Here is a 22,102-nt window from a genome sequence, read left to right as displayed (position 1 = left end):
GATACTGAAAAATCATTAGTCGTGAGTGTTAGGGACCGAGAGAGTCCACGATGTCCGATACCAGAGACGCAAGGATCGCCACGATGACGACCGCTACGACGAGTGCCGCTGCTGTCTGTTGAGAGGCCCCGTCTCCGAGATCGGGCCATCCAATCCCGGCACCTCCGTCACTGCCTCCATAGGTGTCGATGATGTTGGACTGTTCCCGCTGGGCATCGTCCATCGTCTGAGTGTACTCGGTGGCGTTGAAGGTCTGGTAATCCGCTCCGCTGTCCCAATCAGTGCTATTGATTTCGTTACCATCACCATCCGTCATTTTCTGGATCGTGAGAGTTCCCTGGTAGAGGTGAACGTCTTGGACAGTTCCGTTCACCGGAGTCGTCATCACCGGAGTCCCGTTTAACGCACCGACATCGTAGGATTCGCCCGTTTGGAATCCTCCAGGCGGCGTTTCGTCAGCGAACAGCATTCCCTCATAGGTCGTATTCACATGGCTGGAATACTCGAATCCTTGGAAGGTGCCGTTATCGGAGACGTTGCGATCGCGCTCAGTGGCACCATCGTAATGAGCAACGACGGTCGTGTTGAGACTGCCCCGGTCCATGTCAAACATCGACCGCAGAGCCCACTGATATCGTTGATCCGAGATATCCGCATCTCCGCTCTTATCCCGAACCGTTCCCTCAATCCCTCGGAGGTCTTCAGTGGACAACTCACCACTATCCAGTTTGGCGTAGAAGTCCTGTGCGGAGCCATCCGGGTAGTTTGACGTGAGCGTACTGGATTGGTCCGCGAGTTCGTCAAATCGGTCACGAACCAGACGGTAGTCGTAGACCATCTTACTGTCGAGATCGCCGGTATTCAGGAGGTGAACCGTTCCGGGCCACTCATACGTTCCGCCAACCGTGTCGAAATGCGTGACAGTCCCATCCGACTGTGTGCTAACCGGATCTTCGGTTATATTGACGCTGCTCGATTCCGTGAAGTTCGGTATCACATAGGTGTGAGTGGACCCGTTTGTCAGAGTCGCCGTTTTCGTAACCGTCCCGTTCTCAACCGGGTTGTCCGATACAGTCGCTCCGTCATCGGCTCCGTGAACGAACTTGTCATTGACATTAGGATGGGCTCGAGCAGTCTCAGCCCGGTCAGCAATTGCCTTGCTGTGAACGGACACGTCCTCGAGTAGATTGATCTGTTTTAACGCGTAGTAGTCCGAGATGGCCTGCTGGGCCTTGGAGTCAGCGACGGCCGGATCAGTCCCGTTCTCGTATGCATCCGCGAACTCTGCCCGCGCCTCGATGGAGGCGATCGAGCCGGTGTCCTCAACATAGTTCGAGATGATCGTATCCGTCGATTCGTAGCTCGCTTTGGTCGCGACCGAATCGTGATGAATCTGGGCTTCAACCGCGCTCGCAGATTGGTCCAGTGATATTTGGTCGGGGTTCTCATCGGTACAGGTGAAGATCCACCAGTTCATCCGATCATACATGCACTCGTTTTCAGAATCGGTGCTATTCTGGGCCGCGACCGTCCCCGTCGCCGCGATCGGCGCGACGAGCGAGCCGACCAGGAGCGCCGCGAGCAGGACGACCCCAACCCGTTGCCCGACCGTGGGCTGTGGGCTTTGGGCCGACATTTCAGAGTCCCCCCGTCGCGAGCAGCAGCGCGAGCATTCCCAGCTCGTACACGGCGATCGCCGAGACGATCCCGACGCCGAGCGTGACCAATCCATCCTCGAGCAGGGCCGCCGTCGATTTGATTGAGTCCGTCATCGTGATCACTCCGTGTACGACGTCCAGACTGCCCCGACACAGACGCCGAAGTACAGGACGACTCTGAACATTTCTGGTTCGAAGAACGTCGCGAAGAACGGGACGAGCGCGTAGAGGATCGGAGCCGCGAAGACGAAGACGATCGTATAGAATTCGGCTTGTGAGTAGTTCGTACCGTCGAATTCGTTGCTCCAGACGATCCACGCGAACGAGAGGATCGTCAGTGCGAGCGCGACCGAGATCTCCGTGCTACCGTAACTCCAGAATCCCTGACTGAAGTCGTACCCGCCGAAGACCGTCACCGACCACGTCCAGATGCCTAAGACCATCCCGGTCGTGATCGGGTACAGTACCAGTGACAGCATGTCGATGCCGTCGAATCTGTTTGATGCCATAGTGCAAGCCGGAACGTTCCGGAACTGAGTAATAAAGGCCCGTTTTGAGAGGTACTGGCCCCTCTAAGGCCAATATTTGCTGCCTCGTCAACGAGACATCTTCACTCATGGTTAATTAGGCCCTGGTATTGTATGAATGATATACCCACACTCTACAGTACATTTTTCACAAACAATTATAGAAAGGTACTATGGAGGAATCTGAGAGCTACGAATTTGAATCAGAATCTGAAAGGGAATCAACTTCTCATGAGGAGCAACCTCAAGTTGAAGGTGATGAGGAAGTCGACTTAGACAAATATCCTGTAGGGGAAAGCCCAGATGCAATATCTTCAGCAGTAGAAAGAGGATTTGAGCAAGGAGCGCTATCTGAAGTGCTATCCGATTATAGCCCTAGTGAATTTAATGAATTAATAGAGAAATTGTCGGGTGAGTATAAGGAAATACAATGGCGTAAAATAAAGTATCGAATATTTATCCTTTTTCTTAGTGTTGTTTTGGTCCTCGCACTCTTTGGAGGACTCGCTTGGATCACAATGGAACTTGGTCGTGATGGTGGTGCACTGATCTTTTTCGCAGGGACACTTTCCGGTTACTTCATGAGATTAGCTACTGAGTTGACCTAAGCCATCACGTCTGAAATAGGGGATAGAAGGTCATCTTGTCGAAGTAGATCCTCCTTGACCTCAGAACGTCCTTTCCATGCACCGTCACGATCTTCATCGCATTTGAGAATCTCTACTTCTTCAAGTTGGATCATGTATCGAGGAAGCTTGAACTGCTTTTGAGCACGGTTGTTCCCAGCGTAATTCTGGCTAATTTGTTCCCGAAACTCTGCTTCTGTAATCGATGGATGTCCATCCTCAACTTCTAAAGCACGCTGATAATAATATCCGGACAATATCAGGTACGGTCCAAGAATCTCACGAATTGTCTCAATATGATCTGCCCCTTGTCGGAAGAAATGAGCTAGTGCACCATCTAACATTTCAGTGTGTGTGTCCTTTTGTGCCTGAATCTCAATGAATATATTATCGGCTACAATTTCATCTCCACGAGTCCTAACTAAGTTCACCTGTTCAAGCATTTCGACATAATCATGGTATTTCTGTTTATCAGCTGCATTCATTGCATCTAAATCTTCAGGACGGACTGGACCCTGGAGAATTAGGTGCGAGAGCAAATCTGTAATTGGCGTATACCGGTGTTCAGGAAATGGCAATTTCGAAAACCGACCGGCAGATGACCGTACAAGGGCCTTTTCAACCGTTTTCTTTATCTCCTGCTCCTGACTTCGTATCTTTCGTTCAATCTCATATATGTGAGATCTATCTTTTAAATCGCCAGAGTTTCCATCAATCCTGATTTCCCCTACCTTTTCACTTGACATGAATTTAACATCAACTGGGGACTCCCGATCTTCATCAAATATAACTCGGGGCAAAGTAGTGACTATTGGAAATACATACTCTGTTTCCGTCTCTTTGGCGTCTCCTAGATGTGGAATATTCCCTATTTCAAAGGCCAAGACCTGTTCTGCTTCTCGTCTGGCCTCTGTCTCACTAATCAATTTTTTATTTGTGTCTTTAGACACGCCTCCCTTATTGTCTGGGCTCATGCCGGTTCAACCTCTGTTTGAACAGTATCCAGCGAGTCTTGTTGAACTGCTTCTATTGATATTAAACGATTTAATTTTGTGTCCCAAGCATCAGTTACAATCTCTCTTTTTAATCTGATTGCACTATCTCGCCAGGGATCGGCGACAACAACATGGGTTGGAGAAATTCCTGTTATAACAATAGCATGCTGCCCATCTTCAGAATTGAGTCCCTGAATCTGCTTTGCATCAACGATTGCTATTGTAGGCATATCTCTCTCTAATCCTGCTTCAACTATATCACCGAAGGCACCCATCGGTGGAGATCGTCGCCAGTATTGCATAGAGAGATCTAGTACGCCCAACTCATCTGATAGTGTCTGCAGATCATCGTTAGTAGGTGCCCAACCAGAATCACGAACCCTGATATATTCATTTTTCATTTCCTCAGGGCTCATGAACTCAGAGTCATCACGGATGGCAGATGAAGGATGAACATTAGAGCAGTATCGAAGACTCATAGCAACTGCGTAGAGGAGACATTCTTTTTCTCTATTAGGCTGAGTCATTAATGGAACGTAAAGTGCATCGACCCCACCCACTTCAATAGTATGTGACTGGTCGGATGACATAGAGTCCTAGTTCGATATACTTGTGAATCAACTTGAACCTTCTCCAAAGAAAACCGTTTAACTCTTTTATTGGTCAGATTGTTCAAGTTCATCAGCATCGAGTTCGCCCTTGAGATACGCATGGCCTCTATTGGTGATAGCATAGAAACCACCTTCCTCATACTCTTTCTCTACTAGTTCTGCCTCACGGAGAAGTTTCAGCCGTCGATTAACCGTCGAGTAGGAGATACTAGATTTGTGTCTTGTGTTAAGATTATATTCGATTACTCGAGGTGAAAGCGCCAACTCGTATTCTGAAAGGAACTCTAGAAGAGTATCATCGCTATCGGTCATCCATGCTGCTCTCGGACGCATTCATACCCATATTTCTCGGTTGCCGCTTAGTAATATCGTCTTCTTGGATGATTAGCAATGTATAGATCATTCTGTGATAACCTACATTGCCAAATCTATAAGTAATCCGAATACTACGATAGATCTACGGAAGCTACACGCGGACCTGACTCTCACGGGTCCTGAAATGTAGCGGACCGGTGTTAGGGCCACCGGGTCCGCGAGAAGCTCCCGTAACCACACTACGGAAGCATGATCGACAACACACACGCGGGGTATAAACTCCCCGTTCGATGGACGCCGTCTGGCAGTATCGGAAGTATCGGAAACGGCTCGGTTAGAATTAATATTACGCCGGCCAGTCGTTACAAATCACCGACGGACAGCAGCCGTGCACGCCCCCGCTCCTACACAGTGGCGTGCACGGTTCGTCCGCGGTCCCAATACACTGAGCACTGAGACCATGCCCGAATGCACTCCACACCACGGTAAGAGTACCGAATTCAACCATCCCGCTGACACGCTCGAGGTGAGTCGATGAGCGACGATCTCGAGCCGATGACGCCGACCGAGGGTGTCGAAGCGTTCCTGGCACACCGGAAGCCGAGCGTCGCGGAATCGACGTACTACAACAATCAGACGACGCTCGAGCAGTTCACTGCGTGGTGTTCGGACAACGAGATCGACAACCTGAACGACCTTTCCGGGCGGGACCTGGCACTGTTCGTCGCTCACCGCCGCGAGAAAGTGAAGCCGATCACCCTCCAGAAGAACCTGAGTGCGATTCGGGAGTTCCTCTCTTGGGCCGCCGATATTGAGGCCGTTCCGGAGGGACTGAACGAGAAGGTCCACGCACCGGTAGTTCCCGACGGGTCCGAATCCCGGAGTATCAAGCTCGAGCGCCCTCGAGCCGAGAAGATTCTGGAATACCTCGACCGGTACGAGTACGCGAGCCGGGATCACGTCATCATGGCGATCCTCTGGCGGACCGGGATGCGTCTCTCGGCGCTCCGGTCCATCGACCTCGATGACCTCGAAGGCGATCAATTCGCGATCTACCTCAAGCACCGTCCCGAGACGGATACGCCGCTGAAAAACAAGGACCGCAGCGAGCGGTGGGTATTCCTCGGTCCGGAGTGGTACAGCGTCGTCTCGGAGTACATCAAAGTCAACCGAATCGAGACGACCGACGACTACGGGCGTGAGCCGCTACTGACGACCAAACAAGGCCGTATCTCCGGTGGATCGATCCGCAACACCGTCTACCGCTGTTGCCAGCCGTGTTTCGTCGCGGACTGTCCGCACGATCGCGACCCCGAGACGTGCGAAGCGGTCGGAGCCGCGAGTGTTCCGTCTAAGTGCCCCTCGACGCGCTCACCCCACGCTATTCGTCGCGGCGCGATCACCGGCCACCTACTCGAGGACGTGCCGCCGGAGATCGTCTCCGACCGGATGGACGTGTCTCTCGATGTGCTGTACCAGCACTACGATGCGCGCCAACCTGACGAGAAAATGGAACAGCGGCGCAAGTTCCTGGAGGGGTTCTGAATGGCGGTCGCTGATACCCTCCGAACCCTACGCCGTCTGGTTAATTTCACGGTTCCCGACGAGTCCACTATTCTGCGCCGCGAGCAAATTCGCGAGCGGCGCAAACCGTCGTCGACATCCGGATGTGAGGCCCTGTGGGTCGTGGGTCGAGAGACGCCGTTAGCGTCTCTCGTTATCACGCGATCCGGAGTTCGTGGACGAGTGATTCCGACGGAATCGATTGCGGTCGGGCGACAACGCCGCCCAACGATAGCGAGCGATCTTCGTCCCTCGAGCAGTCGCCGCTTCGCGTACTCGTTCGCGAAGACCTGTCTGGAACTCGTCTCGCGGTTCGCTGACGACGAACCGTGCCACAGCGTTCGACACCGCAGGCCCGCTTTTCGGGTGGGTGAGACAGCGATTTCCGTCACCGATCGCGTTCCTCGAGGGAAGCGGCGTCTCCGGAACGGAACTTCGCCCGCTTTTAAGCCGTCTCGCTGTGAGGGATCGAGTATGAAACGAATTATCGAGACCGACGACGCGCCCGCCGCGGTCGGTGCCTACAGTCAGGCGACGACGAACGGCTCGCTCGTGTTCACCGCCGGCCAGATCCCCATGACCGCTGACGGCGATTTGCTCGACGACGAACCGATCGAGAACCAGACGAATCAGGCCCTTTACAACCTCGATGCCGTCCTCGACGAAGCCGGCGCGAGCTACGAGGACGTTCTGAAGGTGACCGTCTTCCTCGACGATATCGACGACTTCGAGGCGATGAACGAGGCCTACGCCGACTACTTCGACGACCAGCCGCCGGCACGCAGCGCCGTCGAGGTCGCCGCGCTCCCGAAGGGCGTCGGCGTCGAGATCGAAGCCATCGCGAGCGTCGAGCAAGGCGAGTGAGCCCACCGTGAGCGGGTATCCGTCCGGGAAGCGGGGGATCGATCCGCGATCCAAATCGGCGTTCCTGTGGGGCCTCGTCGGCTTCCTGTCGTTTCTGGTGCTCGTCCAGGGCTACGCGCTGCTCGCCGAGCCGATCGCGACGATTACACAGGCGCTGGCCCTCGCAGCGCTGGTTGGGCTCGGAGCGGGAGGTGGGGCGTATCTGCTCGAGCCACACGTCGCCGCATGGGCGGCCGATCGCGGGGACGCGTAAGCGTATCTCGTAACAGTTAAACGACGGACGTGGTTAGGATGACCTGAGCCAGGATGGCCGAACGGTAAGGCGCACGCCTGGAAAGCGTGTTCCCTTTGGGATTCAGGGTTCAAATCCCTGTCCTGGCGTATACCGTCACTGGAAACCAGTGAGCGCATTCGCCGCGCAGTCACGGCGAATGCGTGTAACCGTTACAGTTGACGATCTATTCTGTCGACATCGGCCGACGAGCGATGCTTCTCCCGATCACGTGGACCACGAGTGTCCCGATTCGTGGTCCGACGCGCCTGTCCCTTCGTCTTTCCTGTCCGAACGTCGTGATCGGAGGACTTTCACCCGTGGTGGTGTGATCCGTGACGGATGCGCCGAATACTGCTCGTCGTGACGCTGGCAGTATTCGTATCGATTGCCGATCGTTCGGGCTTTGGCGGTGACACGGCCGTCCCATCGTCCGATACCGGCGACACACTCGAGTCCGAGGATCCGTCCGTCAACGCGACGGCGACCAATCAATCGGTCCGAATCGAGGCTACCGAATCGGTCGTCGGCAGCGAGTGAGAGTCGCTCTCGGTGACGTATCCACGGGAGAACTTCACCGTCGACAGCGCCCAGCACGGGGAGATCGTGCTCGGCGTCGACACGAACGGTGACGGATCCGTGGACCGAACGCTCAACGAGACACACGTCAGCGGCGTCACCGACACGACTATTCGTAAATCATTGCGGGTTGTCGCTGACGAACGGGTCGGCGAAAAATGGAGCGTGATCGCGCTCGCATCGACAGGGGGATCGATCGCAAGTACCCAGTCGGAGTCACTCGATCGCCGCGTTCCAGAGTACCACACTGACACACCACCGTTTCGAATCGGCCGACCGGAATGACTCCGACGATGACTCCATCGGGATCGAATATCGTAACGGGGTCCGTACCGACCGGTCGGATCGCAGTAAGGACCTCGTACTACCGGTTTGGCGGTTACAGCCGTTTCCGATCGCTCGTCTACCGGCCAGCCGGTCGCTGGGTCGTCACCGTGTGCTGTCACCGGCCGCGAGCACTTCTCGATCTCGAACCCACTCGTCAGCGCCGAACTTCCGGTCGGCGAGTGCTCGAGCGGCCTCGAGTTCGCCGTCGCGCCAGCTCGATTCGTCGGCGTCACACCAGTCCCGTAGCGACTCGGCGATCGTCTCGACTGCGTCGTCACGATCGATCCCTGCCACATCGCGAACGCTCGTCACTCGATCGGTAAACGTCGACTCCGCGAGGGCGGCGTCGAAGACGCCGACGTGGTTCCGGGGCTCGAGGGCGTAGCTGATCGAACCGTGCTGGATGACGACGTCGCGCTGGCGATACTGGGCGTTGCCGCTGATCTTGTTCGCCCCGTCGCCCGCCTCCGTCGTCGCGACGATGTCGTGTGCCGGGTTGATGTCCCGGAGATAGCACGAGGGCTGGTAGATGGCGTCCTGTTCGACCGACGCGAAGGCGGCGTCGACGCCCATTCGATCGAAGGCCTCGAGGATGGGGTCACAGAACAGTTCGTAACAGTCCATCAGGTCCCCCGGGACTTCGTCAGCCGGGGCCACGATCGTATACGAGATGTCGGCGAAGCGGTCGTGATAGATCCCGCCGCCGCCGGTTTGCCGGCGAGTGACATCGATCCCCTCCCGCTCGCAGAACTCCCAGTCGACCGTGTCTGCGTCCTGTCGATACCCTAGGGAGAGCGTGCTCGGCTCCCACGAGTACGTGCGGACGGTTCGAACGCCGTCCTCGAGCGCCGTTCGCGCGGCGATTTCCTCGAGTGCCATCTGCATCGCGCCCTCGCGGGAGCCGTCTCTGATCACTCGCCACTCTCGATCGTCTAGTGCCGTCATGTACGAATCCACGCGGACGAGGTCGAAAGTCCTTCCGACAGCGTGCGATTTCATATATCGGAATGTAATTTATCGAGGAGGATTGCCAGTTCGAATCGATTCGAACGACCCGAAACGGGAGGGTCTCCGAGCGACCGACGGTTCCCGACTGCAGCCCGTCCGTCACGCCGTTTTTACGTACACGCCGGCTACCGGTATCCATGGTGCGAAACGTCGCCGGGTTGCTCCCGGAACTCGAGGATGAGGATTTCTATCTCCTCTCTGGGGTCGAACAGGGGATGCGATTCTCCGAGTGGGTCCAGCGGGAGAAACTCCCGAAGTTCACGGAACTGACCGACGAAGAGGTCGACTACCGGCTCGAGCGCTGTCTCAAGCGCGGCCTGATCGAAAAAAAGACGATCCAGTACGAAGGCTATACCCTGCAGTTCGAGGGATACGACGTCCTCGCCCTGCGGGCGCTCGTCGAGCAGGACACGATCTCGGAGTTCGGCTCGCCACTCGGCGTCGGCAAGGAAAGCGACGTCTACGAGGTCAAATCCTACAAACCGCTCGCGCTGAAGTATCACCGCGAGGGCTATACGAACTTCCGGGAGGTACACAAGGAGCGCGACTACACGTCGGACAACGACCACGTCTCCTGGATGTACACCGCCCGGAAGGCCGCCGAGCGCGAGCACGGGATTCTCGAGTCCCTCTACCCCGACGTCGCGGTCCCCCAGCCGATCGGGCAGAACCGCCACGCCATCGTCATGGAGAAGATGGACGGCGTCGAGCTCTCGCGGACCCGACTCGAGGACGAACAGATACTCGGTGTTCTGGAGCTGTTACTCGCCGAAATCGCACGTGCGTACACGAACGGCTACGTCCACGCCGACATGAGCGAGTACAACGTCTTCGTCGATGAAGCGGGAGTGAAAATCTTCGACTGGCCCCAGGCCGTCCCGACGGATCACGAAAACGCCGCCAAGTTCCTTCGGCGTGATCTGACCAATATCGTGGGATATTTCCGCCGAAAGTACCCACAGTACGTCCCCGACGACCTCGGGAGCGACGAACTGGCCGAATCGATTACTGCCGACTCCTTCGAGACGATTACCGACTTCGTCTGAGAGGCCAGCGCTGGTCCTCGTGACCCCCGAGTGTCTCGATTGACCGACTCGAACTCGGGAATTACCAGCCGGTCGTGATCCGACCGTAGAATTCGAGTTCGTTCTCGTCGGATACCCCGCCGAGCACCGTCTGGAAGACGAATTCCGTCCGATCGTCGGCTTGGAAGACGGTCCCGAACACGTCTTCGATGTATTCGCCGCCGCTGAGTCGAATGCCCCGGTCGTCGCTGCGAGACGGCTCGGTGACGGACGCGCTCCCGTATACCCGGATGCCGCTGTACGTCCCGACTGGTATCGGGCGCTTCTCGAGGAGCGTGAGTTCGCCGTTCGTGTCGTCCGTGGCGTCCGACCAGAGCTCGACGGTCCGATCCGCCTCGTAGACGACGGTGGGAACGTCGGCGCCGTCGAATTCGATGCGCGATACGTCCAGTGTCACGCCGTCGTCAGGCGTGTCGTAACTGATCGACTCTCTCGCCGTAACCGCCACCATGGCATCGCCGTCGGGGTCGGTTATCGCTGCCGGCTCACGATCACAGTTCCCGTCGCCGGAGTCGGCAGGTTCCGAACCGTCGGATTCGGCGTCACTGGGCACGGAATCGCCGGCTCCGGAGGTATTTGCCTCGGAACCACCTGGTCCAGCGTTCGGCTGCGAATCGGGCCGACTGCCCAGACACCCTGCCAGACTCCCAGCAGCGAGAGTGGTGCTGGCAGTTCGGAGCACCCGCCGACGGGAGCGGTCGTCCAGTGACCTCATTTCTCTTCAACTGACTCTATTCGTCGAGCAAAAACGTTCGGTCTCTCCGTCTGGTAGTGTTCAGATAAGCTGATTCCATGCGAAGCTGAACGATCTGAGCCAGTCGTCGGCAGTTTCTGCTTCGGCGTTGCTGAAGCAGTTTGAGAAGCAGAGTGTTCGTCGTTTTATCTCTCTAAAGACACGTTCAACAGCATTTCGATTTCCATGCTTTTCGTATCTGAAATCGAAGCCGTGGCGCTGACATGCATCTTGTAACGAGTGCGACCCATCAACGAGAAACACGGCGTCAGAGACGTTGTGTTTCTCGGATAGTTCCGTAAGAAACGAATGAGCGAGAACCTTCGTTGTTGTCGGTTCAAGCTTTGTATGGAGCAATTCGTTTGTCTCTGGATCGATTGCGGCGTACAGCCAATACTGCTCATCGTTCAGTCGGATCACGGTCTCGTCAACCGCAACGTGATCCGGACACCGGCCAGATTCGGGCTGTAGATCGGCCTTGTGTACCCAATTGTGAACAGTAGACCGAGCGCGTTTGACACCGAATACCTCAAGAACAGAGACAGTATTCGAAAGCGAAAGTCCAGCGAGGTGCAGTTGAATACTGAGCTTCATCAGCAATCGCGGTGTCGCTTCTCGTTCAACAAACTCTAAGTTGATCTCGTCTAAACAACCGTTGAGGCGGTCGTTTTCGGGCATAGATCACTCAGAAAACGAACCGCCTCATCCTTCATCCTTATCTGAACACCGCCCTCCGTCTTGGAGGAACCGATCCAGTACGGGGGTTCGACAGGACCGGCGGCAGCCGGTCTGGGATGCGAATCGCGAAACCAGGAGAACACGGTGGCGAAATCCGATTTGAGGCCGCGACGACCGTCTCGTCGGCGGCAGCGGCTTCGAGTGGACGCCCGTCTGCGGTCCCGTTCGAATCGTTGTAGGCACCGTGATATATTATATATCGATATATGGAATGTACGACCGTCAGTCCGCAAGCGATCATAACTCCTTCGAGGGCGGTGGAGTGGACGGCTCGAGGCTACACGAACGCGAGAATCGACGACACGAGTGGAGGGCAGATGCGGCGACACTATCGGGAAACCCGACTTTCAGGGATCCCCGTCGATGGTCGAATTGATTACACTCGCTTCCATAGCCCCACATATGGAAGATAATAACACACACGATCTGGACGGGATCGGGACCTGGGGCGGCGGCGTGACGGGCGGCGTCGTTGCCGGGATCGCCATGGGACTGGTCCTCCACTTCGGTGGGAACCAGATCGAGCTGCTTGGCGGGCTCGCGACCGATCCCGGCACGGCGGTCGGCGTCGGCTGGACGATCCATTTGATGATCAGCATCGCCTTCGGGCTCCTGTTCGCCGCGATCGCCTCGAGGCGGGCAGTTCAGCAGCTAGTGGACGATTTCAGCGACTACGTCGTCCTCGGGCTCGTCTTCGGTGCGCTCCTCGGGCTCTTCGCCGGCGGCGTCGTGTTTCCCCTGGCGATGGAACGGGCCGGTGTGGTGGCGTTGCCGCTTCCCTTCCTCCCGATTTCGGGGCCCGCAGCGGAGCTGTTCAGTGCGCTCCTCTTTGGCCTCGGCCACCTCGTCTACGGGCTGGTCCTGGGTGCCGTCTTCGCGACGATCAACGGGATTACGCCGAGTGGCGTTCGGGAGCGCGTCCCAGTGCGGTAATCAACTGCTGAGCGAACACACGGGTACACCGTATGTCCACTCGAGAAACGCGTGAACCGAAGACGAATCGGAGTAACCGAGACGTTGGGAGGGTTTGTGGCTACTCGAACGGCTGACTGAATCTGTAACTCACTAACGATTTCAACGGAGCCGTCATTGTGTGGTTACGTTCCTGAGACTCCAGTACTATTGACACGGCGGCCAAGCAGGCCGTTGACTCTCCGGCCGAGTGTTCCGAGTACGAAGCCGATTATCCCGAGAGGGATTCCCCACACGAATGCAAGGAAGAGGGACGTTCCCAGAGTCTCTACTGGACCGACTGTCGCGACGTGCAGATCCGTGATACCGAACCATCGGTGAAGTTTGCTCGGTGAGAAGTGCTCGATGAACGTCCCGTATCGTGCGAGGACGATCCCGAATACCGGTCCCATAACCAGGATGAGCGTTGGCACCAAACCGGAGTTTTTAGCAGCGAACGCCACGAGCATACCGATGCCGACGAGCGCTATTGCGTTCGCTCCCGTCCCGTTCAACGGACCTAGAACCAACTGTCTAAGGCTGTAGGTATTGCCCAGAACCCACCGCTCGATCTGGCTATACCCAACCGTGGTGGCTACCAGTGGGCCGGTCACAACTGCCAGTACCGGCGCGGACAGGATCGCTTTGACTGACGTCCGTCGTCGCCGGCCGACTACTCCATACCAGACGCGCTCGAGGGAGGAGCGGGATGTGACGGGATCCCTGAACGACGCGTACAACACGGCGATCGCTGCGATGACGTGTTTGACTGCCGCAACGGCGTGTTCGAAAGCGGTTCCTTCGGGGGGTTTACCGGGGGTTCATTTCGATCTGGGGACACAGCGACATGAGTTTTCTGAACAAAATAGACCTTGCTGTATTATTGAAACCACCTATGGATAATTGTCGCGTTGGGGAATCAATCGCGGTGCAAATCACAGGTACGTTCGTTTCAGTTCTGCTCGCTTCCGTTACTTCGGTGATGCCGTCTCAAAGCGTATTCCACAGACGGTATCGAGCACGTACGTGTTCGTCCGTGCGGCACGCGACGCCGGACCCGTTTTCGTGGGTGGTTGAGGGCATCCGTGCCGGCTTCGATCGGATCGACGAGTCGACGTTTAGGGATGGCCGCCTTCAGGTCGCCGTCGACGGCTCCAATGCCGTTTTCCGTACGGACTGAGGTGGCTCGTCGCTCGCTTCGAAGCGCTTATACACGGCCGCTGGATACGTTTGGGTGACTCGCTGGTTCGCGGGCATCAGCGGGCACCTGCACGGCAGTGTGCCACAGGTCGGGATGTGATCCGCGGGGCACGCGCCCCGGTCGGGATTGAACCACGCAACGCCCGCGGGTGAATACAATGGCAGAAAGCTTCTATTCCCACATCAAGGACGCATGGAAAGACCCCGACGACGGCAAGCTCGGGGAGCTGCAGTGGCAGCGCAAACAGGAGTGGCGCGACCAGGGTGCGATCGAGCGGATCGATCGCCCGACGCGTCTCGACAAGGCACGCGAACTCGGCTACAAGGCCAAACAGGGCATCATCGTGACCCGGGTCTCGGTCCGGAAAGGGACCGCCCGGAAACAGCGACACAAAGCCGGTCGGCGCTCGAAGCGCCAGGGTGTCAACCGCATCGGGCGGCGCAAGAACATCCAGCGCATCGGTGAGGAACGCGTCTCCCGGAAGTACCCCAACATGCGGGTGCTCAACAGCTACTGGGTCGGAGAAGACGGCTCGCAGAAGTGGTTCGAAGCGATCCTCGTGGATCCGAACCACCCCGCGATCGAGAACGACGACGACCTCAACTGGATCTGCGACGACGCCCACCAGAACCGCGCGTTCCGCGGGCTCACCAACGCCGGCAAGGCAAACCGCGGGCTCAACAACCGCGGCAAAGGTGCGGAGAAGGTCCGCCCGTCCAACACCGGCGGCCAAGGCCGCGCGAAGTAACGCAGTCACTGCAGCCGGTTTCACACCGATTTTCTGGGACTCGTTTCGAGAGCGCCTGCTTTCCGTCCTGGCCAGCGGCCCGGAACGCGAGCCGCGCAATGGCCGAGGCGGGCACTAAGTGGGCGACCGTGGTACCGGTCGTATGCCACGCTCTCAGCTCGCCACGTTCTCGATCGATCGCGTCGAGATACTCGACCAGGACGGCCGCGTCGACGAATCGCTCGAGCCCGATATCGACGACGAACGCCTGCTCGAGTGGTACCGGACGATGAAGCGCTCGCGGCGGCTCGATCAGCGGGTGATCGCGCTCCAGCGACGGGGTGAGCTGGGAACGTTTGCGCCCGCGACGGGTCAGGAGGCCGCTCAGGTCGGGAGCACCGCGGCGCTGGACGAGGACGATTGGACGGTGCCCGCGTTCCGGGAGCATCCGTCGGCGCTCGCCCGCGGCGGCTCCGCCCAGGAGATCATCGAGTACGCGATGGGCCTCGAGGAGGGGGGAGAGCCCCCCGACGACGTCCCGATGCTGCCGCCGTCGATCGCGGTGGGGACCCAGCCGCTACACGCCGCGGGGATCGGCTGGGCCGAGGCGATGAACGACAGCGATTCGGTCGCGCTCACCTACTTCGGCGACGGTGCCACGAGCGAGGGCGAGGTGTACGAGGCGATGAACCTGGCCGGGGTCTACGAGGCACAAACGATCTTCTTCTGCCAGAACAATCAGTACGCAATTTCGACGCCGCTGTCGAAACAGACGCGCGCGGCGACGCTCGCCCAGAAGGCCGTCGCGGCGGGGATCGAGCCGGTGCAGGTAGACGGGAACGACGTGCTCGGCGTCTACGCGGTCACGAGGAGGGCCCGCGAGCGCGCCCGTCGCGGCGTCCCGACGCTGATCGAGGCGACGACCTACCGCCGGGAGATGCACACGACGGCGGACGATCCCTCCGTCTATCGGACGACCGAGGAAGAAGCGTCGTGGGAACCACTGGACCCGATCCTGCGATTCCAACAGTACCTCCGGGAACGCGGACTCCTCGACGACGAGACGGTCGAATCGATCGACGCCGAGATCGAGGCCGACCTCGAGGATGCCCTCGAGGCGGCCCGGGAGACGAAAGCGAACGCCGATCCGGCGGACATGTTCGACACCGCCTACGCGGAGCGACCGCCCTATCTCGAGCGCCAGCGCGAGGCGTTCCGTGCGGACGAGGGCCGGACGGTCGCTCCCGCAAGCGGGGACCGTCGCGGTGACGGCGGGTCGTCGACGGCCGATACGAGGGCCGGTGCCGACGCTGCCACCGATGCGGATCTCGAGAGCGCCGACCGACTGAACATGGTCGAGGCGATCCGGGGGACGTTACACGCCGAACTCGAGCGGGACGACGACGTGCTCGTCTACGGCCAGGACGTCGGCGTCGACGGCGGCGTCTTCCGGGCGACGCAGGGGCTCCTGGAGGGCTTCCCCGGTCGGGTCCACGACGCGCCGGTGGCCGAGGCGGGCATCGTCGGCCTCGGCGTCGGTCTCGCAGCGGCGGGCTATCGGCCGGTAGCCGAGATCCAGTTCGCCGGCTTTAGCTTCCAGGCGTTCGCACAGATCCACCAGCACTGCTCGCGGATCCGCAGTCGGTCGCGCGGGACGATCACGTGTCCGATGGTGATCCGCGCTCCCTACGGCCTCGGGGTGAAGGCCCTCGAGCACCACTCGGAGAGCTACGAGGCGGGCTACGCCCACATTCCGGGACTCAACGTCGCGATTCCCTCGACGGCCAGGGACGCTGCCGGCCTGTTACGGTCGGCGATCCGCAGCCCCGATCCGGTCGTGTTCCTCGAACCCATGGTGCTGTATCGGGCAGCCAGACGGCCGGTTCCCGAGGAAACCGTCGTCCCGCTAGGTGAGGCGCAGCTGGTCGATCAGGGGACCGACGCCACCGTCGTCGCGTGGGGAGCGATGGTCCGGGAGGTCGAAGACGCAGTCGCCGATCTCGAGGCCGACATCGAGGTGATCGACCTGCGGACGATCAGTCCGATGGACACCGAGACCGTCCTCGAATCGGTCCGCAAGACCGGTCGCTGCGTCGTCGTCCACGAGGCTCCCCGAACGGGTGGGTTCGCCGGCGAAATCGCGGCCCGGATCGCCGACGAGGCCGTCTGGTACCTCGAGGCACCCATCGAGCGGGTGACGGGCTACGACGTGCCGGTTCCGCTGCCGGCCCGCGAGGAGTCTTACCGCCCCGGTCCGGATCGAATCCGTGCCACGATCGAACGGGTGCTCGCCGCGTAGCGTCCCACCGCGTCGGATTCAGAGGTGGACTTATTCCGTCGGCTGGTATACTGGGGCGTATGGCACGACACGTTCTCGTGGCGGTCGATGACTCGAATCAGTCGACTGAAGCGCTCGAGTTCGCCTGCACGGAGTATCCGGAGGCGACGATCACCGCCCTCTACGTCCTCGATCCGGGCGACTTCTACGCGGTCAGCGGCGTCGAGGGGACCGCGATGGCCAATTACGACGAGATACAGGGCCACCACGAGGACCGGGCCGAGGAGATCCTCGAGCGAGCACGGGAGCAGGCCGCCGACCACGGCGTCGAGATCGAAACCGAGCACGCCCTCGGCGGCGTCTCGCGCTCGATCGTCGACTACGCCGCCGAACACGACGTCGACCACATCGTCGTCGGCAGTCACGGCCGGACGGGCGCGAGTCGGATCCTCCTGGGCAGCGTCGCGGAGACGGTCGCCCGCCGGTCACCGGTCCCGGTGACGATCGTTCGATAGTCCGCGGGCTGGGACGTTGCGTCGTCCCGGTCGCACGGCTAACGTCGAAAAACAAGAGTAGCAACCACTCTCAGTCGGGTTAGAAGACAGCGTGTGACATGGACCCAGCGTCAGTTATGCGGACACCGTCCGGCCTTCCCGTTCGCCCTCCGTCGAGCGCATGTCGAGATCAGCCGTGAGGGCTTCGATGGCGTCCTCGGGATCGGTCTCCGAATCGAAGACGCGATCGAATCCCATCTCGCGGAAGAACTTGCGGGTCTCCTCGAAGTCGTCCTGCCCGACGGCGAGGTTGCCGCCGATGTAGGTCGTAACGTCGAGGTCGGCGTCCGCGATCCGCTGGTGGAAGCCCTCGCAGTCTTGTTTGGCGTGGCCATAGAGCGAGGAGACGAGTACAGCCTCGGCGTCGTTGGCGGATGCGGCTTCAACGAACTCTTCTTGGGAGCTTTGGACCCCCAGATTGACGACGTCGAATCCGGCTGCCTCCAGGGCCTGTTCCAGGATGGTAATCCCGACGACGTGAGCGTCGGACCCGATCACGCCGAGGATGACTGTCTTCGTCATGTGCGTACCACCACAAACTGGGGGCACCACCATAAACCTAATGATTAATAATGTGCTAATGGTTCACACGCCTCCCCTCGTGTGATTACTCGCCGTTTCTTTGCGAACTGCGTGCTCGAGAAATCGTCCGTACATCCTCGCAGCCGAATCCCGTCCGATCGTCCCGTCGATGATCGAAACGCGAGTCGATCGGTCACACGCTCGTGAGCGAGCCGATCGGGGCGTCGGTGCGTTCGCGGGCGCGCCGGATGCCGTCCTCGCCGGCCGCGATGAGCGCGAAGACACCTGCGACATCGGCCTCGGCGCTGTGGGCGATGTCGAGGAGCAGTTCCTGGGTCTCGCCCGACCGGATGAGGTCGTCGACGACCAGGACGGACTCGCCCGACTCGATCGCGGCGGCCGGAAGGTAGTAGGTGAGTTCGATCCCCGACTGCAAACGCTGGCGGGCCTCGATGAAATCCTCGACGGCAGTCTCCTTGCGCTTTTTCGCGTAGGCACAGCGGACTCCGTAGTAGCTCGCGAGCGCGGCCGCGAGCGTGATACCGTCGGTCGCAGCGGTGAGGACGACGTCGGGGCGATCGAAGTCGAACCCGTTTGCCACGACCGGTGCGGCCAGATCGAGGAACGGCTGGTCGAAGACGGTCGCGGAGTTGTCGACGTACCCCTCGTCGTCGACGGTGATTCGCGCGTCGAGTTCCGCCGCCAGCGCCTCCCGGCCGAGCTCCTCGACGACCTCGCGCGCCCGATCGGTCCCGGGGAGGACGTGCCCGTTGACGTAGCGATTGAGATCGCCCGCCGGAAGCCCGGTCGTCTCGGCAAGTTCGTCGTAGGTTCTCGTCTCTTTCAACATTCGCAACACGTCGACGGCCCGCAACTGAAGGGCTGCCTTCTCCGCTCTGTTCATACAGATATGCACGATCCCACAACTATGGGTATTACGATCGGATTCAGGCAAGCGAATCAGCACGAACGTGGTTCATCCGAGCGACCACCGCCTCGCTCGAACGGGTCGGCGGATCGTCGACGGTAGCCGAAAAACGCGGCGACGGGGTCTCGAGGGCGCTACTGCAGGAAGTCCGGTTCCGTCCGCTTTTCGTCGCGTTCGTCCTCGAGGTGAGCGCGGAACGCGTCGATCTCGACGTCGTACTCCTGGTCCTCGAAGCGATCACGGACCGAGATGTTACCGTCTTCCTCCTCGTTGTCCCCGACGATGATCTGGTAGGGGACCCGGTCGTCGTGGGCCGCGCGGATCTTGCGCTCGAGGGTGGAGTCGCGATCGTCGACCTCGACGCGGAAGTCGTCGAACTCGTTTGCGACGCGGTGGGCGTAGCCGAGGTTGTCGTCGGAGATCGGCAGCACGCGGACCTGTTCGGGTGCGAGCCACAGCGGGAACCGGCCCTCGTAGTGCTCGATGAGCACCATGAAGAACCGCTCGTAGCTGCCGTAGATGCCGCGGTGGATCATCACCGGGCGGTGCTCCTCGTTGTCCTCGCCGACGTAGCTCAGGTCGAAGCGCTCGGGCATGTTGAAGTCGAGCTGGACCGTCGGGCCGTCCCAGAGACGACCGATGGCGTCCTCGAACCCGAAGTCGATCTTCGGTCCGTAGAACGCGCCGTCGCCCTCCTCGACTTCGTACTCCATCTTCGACTCGTCGAGCACCGACTCGAGGATCGACTCGGCTCGCTCCCAGATCTCGTCGCTGCCGACGCTCTTCTCGGGACGCGTCGCCAGCGACACCTCGTAGTCGAGATCGAACGTATCGAGGACGGTAAAGATCATGTCGATGATCTGCCTGACTTCCCGCTCGATCTGATCGGGGCGGACGAACAGGTGGCCGTCGTCGATCGTGAACGCCCACACCCGCGAGAGTCCCGAGAGCTCGCCGCGTTGTTCCTTGCGGTAGACCTTGCCGTCCTCGGCGTACCGGATCGGCAGGTCGCGGTAGCTCCAGGACTGATCCTGGAAGATCGCGGCGTGGCCCGGACAGTTCATCGGCTTCAGACCGAACTCGTCGTCACCGACGTCGAAGACGAACATGCTGTCCTGGTAGTTCTCGTAGTGGCCCGACCGGTGCCAGAGATCCGTCTTGAAGACGTGGGGCGTCTCCACGTAGTCGTAGCCCGCGTCCTGGTTGAGTCCCTCGACGAACCCCTCGAGCTCTTTGAGGATCGTCTTCCCCGGCGGGTGATAGAGCGGGAGACCGGGGCCGGTGACGTCCTGGATCGAGAACAGGTTCATTTCGTTGCCGATCCGGCGGTGGTCGCGCTTCTCGGCTTCCCGCTTGCGCTCGAGGTAGGCCTCGAGGTCGCTCTCGTCCTCGAAGGCGGTGCCGTAGATGCGCGTCTGCATCGTGTTTTCCTCGTCCCCGCGCCAGTAGGCACCGGCGATCTCGAGCAGATCGATCGCGCCGATTTCGCCCGTCGACTCGACGTGGGGGCCGGCACAGAGGTCCTCCCACTCGCCTTGCGTGTAGAAGGTGACGGTGTCGTCCGTCTCGGCGAACTCCTCGAGGAGTTCGAGTTTGTAGGGCTCGTCGGCTAGTCGCTCCCGTGCCTCCTCGATCGAGACGACCTCGCGCTCGATGTCGTAGTCTTCGGCGACGATCGTCTCCATCTCGTCCTCGAGTTCGGCGAGGTCTTCCTCGTCGACGTCGAGGTTGTCGAAGTCGTAGTAAAAGCCCTCGTCGGTCGGCGGACCGATCGCGAGTTTGACTTCCTCGGCGTCGTATAGGCGCTCGACGGCCTGGGCGAGACAGTGGGCCGCGGAGTGGCGCATGACCTCGAGATACTCCTCGCTCCCGTCGGTGATGATCTCGAGTTCGGCCCCGTCGTAGACCGGCTCCTCTTTAGCGACGAGGTCGCCGTCGAGTTTGCCGGCGACCGTATCGCTACCGAGACCGGGCCCGATCTCGTAGGCACAGTCCTCGACCGTGGCGTCGGCGTCGACCTCGAGTTCGGATCCGTCGGGCAGTACGACCGTTAGCTGCTCCTGTGAGTCTGATTCTGACATGGCTGTGGATGTGGTGAAAATCCGGTGGCGTGTCCGCATCCGCGTTCCGCACACTGGCCGACTCGTGCCGACACAATACGCGGTAGGTGGGAGTTAGAAACGGGGGAACGCCCCTGTAAAGCGGACACCTACCATCGTGGCTACGCGTACTCTCGAGTCGGATAAAAGCGTTGTGATGGGGGGCGAGCGGCGGCGGCGTCACCGGACCTCGAGCGAACGGCCGGCGACGAAATCCGACGATCGATTTCGGAGACGCCCGCTGCGATCGAATGCAGCAACGAGGAGCGGACCGACCACAGTATGCCGTTCCCGCGTTCTCATCGTCGAAGGGGAATCTCGATCGTCTCGAGATGCCGGTCGTCCCGCTGCCCGTTCAGGAACTCGAGAACGGGCCTGACCTCGCCGAATCGCGGCCCTCTCGTGACGACGTGGTCGTCTCGGTTCCACTCGACGAAGCCGTACTCGGCCAGTTTGGGCAGGTGGATATGACGTTTCACGAGGAGTTCCTCGTCCGCTTCCGAAACGCGTCTGGACGCTGCCAGGTGCGTGCGGAGCAGTTCCTCGTCCGCCTGGGCGAGTTCCCGGGAAACGCCGGTCACTGTCGAAACGTGCTGGCGAGTACAGTGCAACAACTCGAACAGCAACCGGCGGCGGTGAACGTTCGCCAACGCGTCGAATATATCGTCGACGTCGCTTCCATCGTCGGTCTCGACTGTACTCCCCCCAGCGATCGTCCCGTCGACGTCGATTCTATCGGTCTTATCGATCATGGGCAGCCCCTCGGTCCCCGTCTACGATCCCATATTCCATAAGTAGCTGATGTTTTCACGATTCGCCGCTGTTTTGAGTAACCGAGTGACAACGATCGCGGGGGCAGTCCCACCGTCGGGCGATCGGTCCGGACGTACCCGTCGGCCGCGGACGTGCCCACACATCCGCTCGCCAACCGCGCTCGAGGAC

The 22,102-nt window shown here is 59.6% G+C and carries 25 protein-coding genes and 1 tRNA gene; 12 read left to right on the top strand and 14 right to left on the bottom strand.

The window, feature by feature from the left end; translation table 11 throughout:
- Positions 1-28: 28 nt before the first annotated feature.
- From CP557_RS12400 to CP557_RS12395, 3 genes are read right to left on the bottom strand one after another with little or no spacing between them, the layout of a single operon-like run.
- Positions 29-1,636, bottom strand: a complete 1,608-nt coding sequence (locus CP557_RS12400) for a hypothetical protein (RefSeq protein WP_097380194.1) — start codon at positions 1,634-1,636, stop codon at positions 29-31.
- Position 1,637: 1 nt separating this feature from the next.
- The gene (locus tag CP557_RS23285; protein WP_281255560.1) at positions 1,638-1,772 is read right to left on the bottom strand and encodes a hypothetical protein; all 135 of its coding nucleotides are present in this window, start codon (positions 1,770-1,772) and stop codon (positions 1,638-1,640) included.
- A 5-nt stretch (positions 1,773-1,777) separates the two neighbouring features.
- Positions 1,778-2,167 (bottom strand): hypothetical protein, encoded by a 390-nt coding sequence (locus tag CP557_RS12395; RefSeq protein WP_097380193.1) that lies wholly within the window; start codon positions 2,165-2,167, stop codon positions 1,778-1,780.
- 191 nt (positions 2,168-2,358) lie between these two features.
- On the opposite strand from CP557_RS12395, the gene CP557_RS22195 reads away from it, so the two are divergent.
- A complete protein-coding gene (locus tag CP557_RS22195) occupies positions 2,359-2,793 on the top strand; it encodes a hypothetical protein (protein ID WP_143825070.1) in 435 nt (144 codons plus the stop codon).
- Here CP557_RS22195 and CP557_RS22190 read toward each other — a convergent pair.
- The 3 genes from CP557_RS22190 to CP557_RS12390 form a co-directional block, all read right to left on the bottom strand.
- Positions 2,790-3,785 carry a hypothetical protein gene (locus tag CP557_RS22190; RefSeq protein WP_143825069.1) on the bottom strand — a complete coding sequence of 332 codons (996 nt, stop codon included), beginning with the start codon at positions 3,783-3,785 and terminating at the stop codon, positions 2,790-2,792. The two genes, CP557_RS22195 and CP557_RS22190, sit on opposite strands and share 4 nt — an antisense overlap.
- Positions 3,782-4,396, bottom strand: a complete 615-nt coding sequence (locus tag CP557_RS22185) for a C39 family peptidase (protein ID WP_143825068.1) — start codon at positions 4,394-4,396, stop codon at positions 3,782-3,784. The genes CP557_RS22190 and CP557_RS22185 overlap by 4 nt, the downstream gene beginning before the upstream one ends.
- 66 nt (positions 4,397-4,462) lie before the next feature.
- Positions 4,463-4,729, bottom strand: coding sequence for a winged-helix domain-containing protein (locus CP557_RS12390; RefSeq protein WP_245852998.1), 267 nt, complete (start codon positions 4,727-4,729; stop codon positions 4,463-4,465).
- A gap of 537 nt (positions 4,730-5,266) precedes the next feature.
- Between CP557_RS12390 and CP557_RS12385 the strand changes: the two genes are divergently transcribed.
- From CP557_RS12385 to CP557_RS23070, 6 genes are all read left to right on the top strand, one after another.
- Complete coding sequence (locus CP557_RS12385) at positions 5,267-6,277, top strand: tyrosine-type recombinase/integrase (RefSeq protein ID WP_097380191.1); 1,011 nt, start codon at positions 5,267-5,269, stop codon at positions 6,275-6,277.
- Positions 6,278-6,769: 492 nt separating this feature from the next.
- Positions 6,770-7,159, top strand: a complete 390-nt coding sequence (locus CP557_RS12375; RefSeq protein ID WP_097380189.1) for a Rid family detoxifying hydrolase — start codon at positions 6,770-6,772, stop codon at positions 7,157-7,159.
- A 7-nt stretch (positions 7,160-7,166) separates the two neighbouring features.
- A complete protein-coding gene (locus CP557_RS12370) occupies positions 7,167-7,412 on the top strand; it encodes a hypothetical protein (RefSeq protein ID WP_097380188.1) in 246 nt (81 codons plus the stop codon).
- A 47-nt stretch (positions 7,413-7,459) separates the two neighbouring features.
- Positions 7,460-7,540: transfer RNA gene (locus CP557_RS12365), tRNA-Ser, on the top strand.
- Positions 7,541-7,772: 232 nt separating this feature from the next.
- Positions 7,773-7,970, top strand: a complete 198-nt coding sequence (locus CP557_RS23075; RefSeq protein ID WP_245852997.1) for a hypothetical protein — start codon at positions 7,773-7,775, stop codon at positions 7,968-7,970.
- A gap of 12 nt (positions 7,971-7,982) precedes the next feature.
- A complete protein-coding gene (locus tag CP557_RS23070) occupies positions 7,983-8,294 on the top strand; it encodes a hypothetical protein (protein ID WP_245852995.1) in 312 nt (103 codons plus the stop codon).
- Between the two features lie 144 nt (positions 8,295-8,438).
- On the opposite strand, the gene CP557_RS12355 is transcribed toward CP557_RS23070, so the two are convergent.
- A complete protein-coding gene (locus CP557_RS12355; RefSeq protein ID WP_097381630.1) occupies positions 8,439-9,281 on the bottom strand; it encodes a lipoate--protein ligase family protein in 843 nt (280 codons plus the stop codon).
- A gap of 200 nt (positions 9,282-9,481) precedes the next feature.
- Here CP557_RS12355 and CP557_RS12350 point away from each other — a divergent pair, with 200 nt between their 5' ends.
- Positions 9,482-10,390, top strand: coding sequence for a serine/threonine-protein kinase RIO2 (locus CP557_RS12350; RefSeq protein WP_097380187.1), 909 nt, complete (start codon positions 9,482-9,484; stop codon positions 10,388-10,390).
- Between the two features lie 61 nt (positions 10,391-10,451).
- Here CP557_RS12350 and CP557_RS12345 read toward each other — a convergent pair whose 3' ends face one another.
- A complete protein-coding gene (locus CP557_RS12345) occupies positions 10,452-10,982 on the bottom strand; it encodes a hypothetical protein (RefSeq protein WP_097380186.1) in 531 nt (176 codons plus the stop codon).
- 222 nt (positions 10,983-11,204) lie between these two features.
- Positions 11,205-11,840, bottom strand: a complete 636-nt coding sequence (locus tag CP557_RS12340) for an IS6 family transposase (RefSeq protein WP_097378791.1) — start codon at positions 11,838-11,840, stop codon at positions 11,205-11,207.
- A gap of 462 nt (positions 11,841-12,302) precedes the next feature.
- Here CP557_RS12340 and CP557_RS12335 point away from each other — a divergent pair, with 462 nt between their 5' ends.
- Positions 12,303-12,833, top strand: a complete 531-nt coding sequence (locus tag CP557_RS12335; protein ID WP_097380185.1) for a hypothetical protein — start codon at positions 12,303-12,305, stop codon at positions 12,831-12,833.
- A gap of 164 nt (positions 12,834-12,997) precedes the next feature.
- Here CP557_RS12335 and CP557_RS12330 read toward each other — a convergent pair whose 3' ends face one another.
- A complete protein-coding gene (locus tag CP557_RS12330) occupies positions 12,998-13,594 on the bottom strand; it encodes a hypothetical protein (protein ID WP_394340599.1) in 597 nt (198 codons plus the stop codon).
- A gap of 615 nt (positions 13,595-14,209) precedes the next feature.
- Here CP557_RS12330 and CP557_RS12325 point away from each other — a divergent pair.
- The 3 genes from CP557_RS12325 to CP557_RS12315 all read left to right on the top strand — a co-directional run bounded on the left by CP557_RS12325 (position 14,210) and on the right by CP557_RS12315 (position 17,572).
- Complete coding sequence (locus tag CP557_RS12325) at positions 14,210-14,800, top strand: 50S ribosomal protein L15e (RefSeq protein WP_097380183.1); 591 nt, start codon at positions 14,210-14,212, stop codon at positions 14,798-14,800.
- Between the two features lie 142 nt (positions 14,801-14,942).
- A complete protein-coding gene (gene pdhA / locus CP557_RS23400) occupies positions 14,943-17,078 on the top strand; it encodes a pyruvate dehydrogenase (acetyl-transferring) E1 component subunit alpha (RefSeq protein ID WP_097380182.1) in 2,136 nt (711 codons plus the stop codon).
- A 59-nt stretch (positions 17,079-17,137) separates the two neighbouring features.
- A complete protein-coding gene (locus CP557_RS12315; RefSeq protein WP_097380181.1) occupies positions 17,138-17,572 on the top strand; it encodes a universal stress protein in 435 nt (144 codons plus the stop codon).
- A 114-nt stretch (positions 17,573-17,686) separates the two neighbouring features.
- On the opposite strand, the gene glmS is transcribed toward CP557_RS12315, so the two are convergent.
- The 4 genes from glmS to CP557_RS12295 form a co-directional block, all read right to left on the bottom strand.
- Positions 17,687-18,133, bottom strand: a complete 447-nt coding sequence (gene glmS / locus CP557_RS12310; RefSeq protein ID WP_097380180.1) for a methylaspartate mutase subunit S — start codon at positions 18,131-18,133, stop codon at positions 17,687-17,689.
- A gap of 193 nt (positions 18,134-18,326) precedes the next feature.
- Entirely contained in the window at positions 18,327-19,037 is a 711-nt protein-coding gene (locus CP557_RS12305) for a phosphoribosyltransferase family protein (protein WP_097380179.1), read from the bottom strand.
- 158 nt (positions 19,038-19,195) lie between these two features.
- On the bottom strand, positions 19,196-21,142 hold the full coding sequence (gene thrS, locus CP557_RS12300) for a threonine--tRNA ligase (protein WP_097380178.1): 1,947 nt from the start codon (positions 21,140-21,142) through the stop codon (positions 19,196-19,198).
- A gap of 317 nt (positions 21,143-21,459) precedes the next feature.
- Positions 21,460-21,912 (bottom strand): DUF7344 domain-containing protein, encoded by a 453-nt coding sequence (locus CP557_RS12295; RefSeq protein WP_245852993.1) that lies wholly within the window; start codon positions 21,910-21,912, stop codon positions 21,460-21,462.
- Between the last annotated feature and the right edge of the window lie 190 nt (positions 21,913-22,102).

Origin of the sequence: Natrinema ejinorense (assembly GCF_002494345.1) — an archaeon.
Taxonomy (GTDB): domain Archaea; phylum Halobacteriota; class Halobacteria; order Halobacteriales; family Natrialbaceae; genus Natrinema; species Natrinema longum.
The sequence above is the reverse complement of the archived record's forward strand: the minus strand, read 5'-3'. Positions and strand labels throughout refer to the sequence as shown.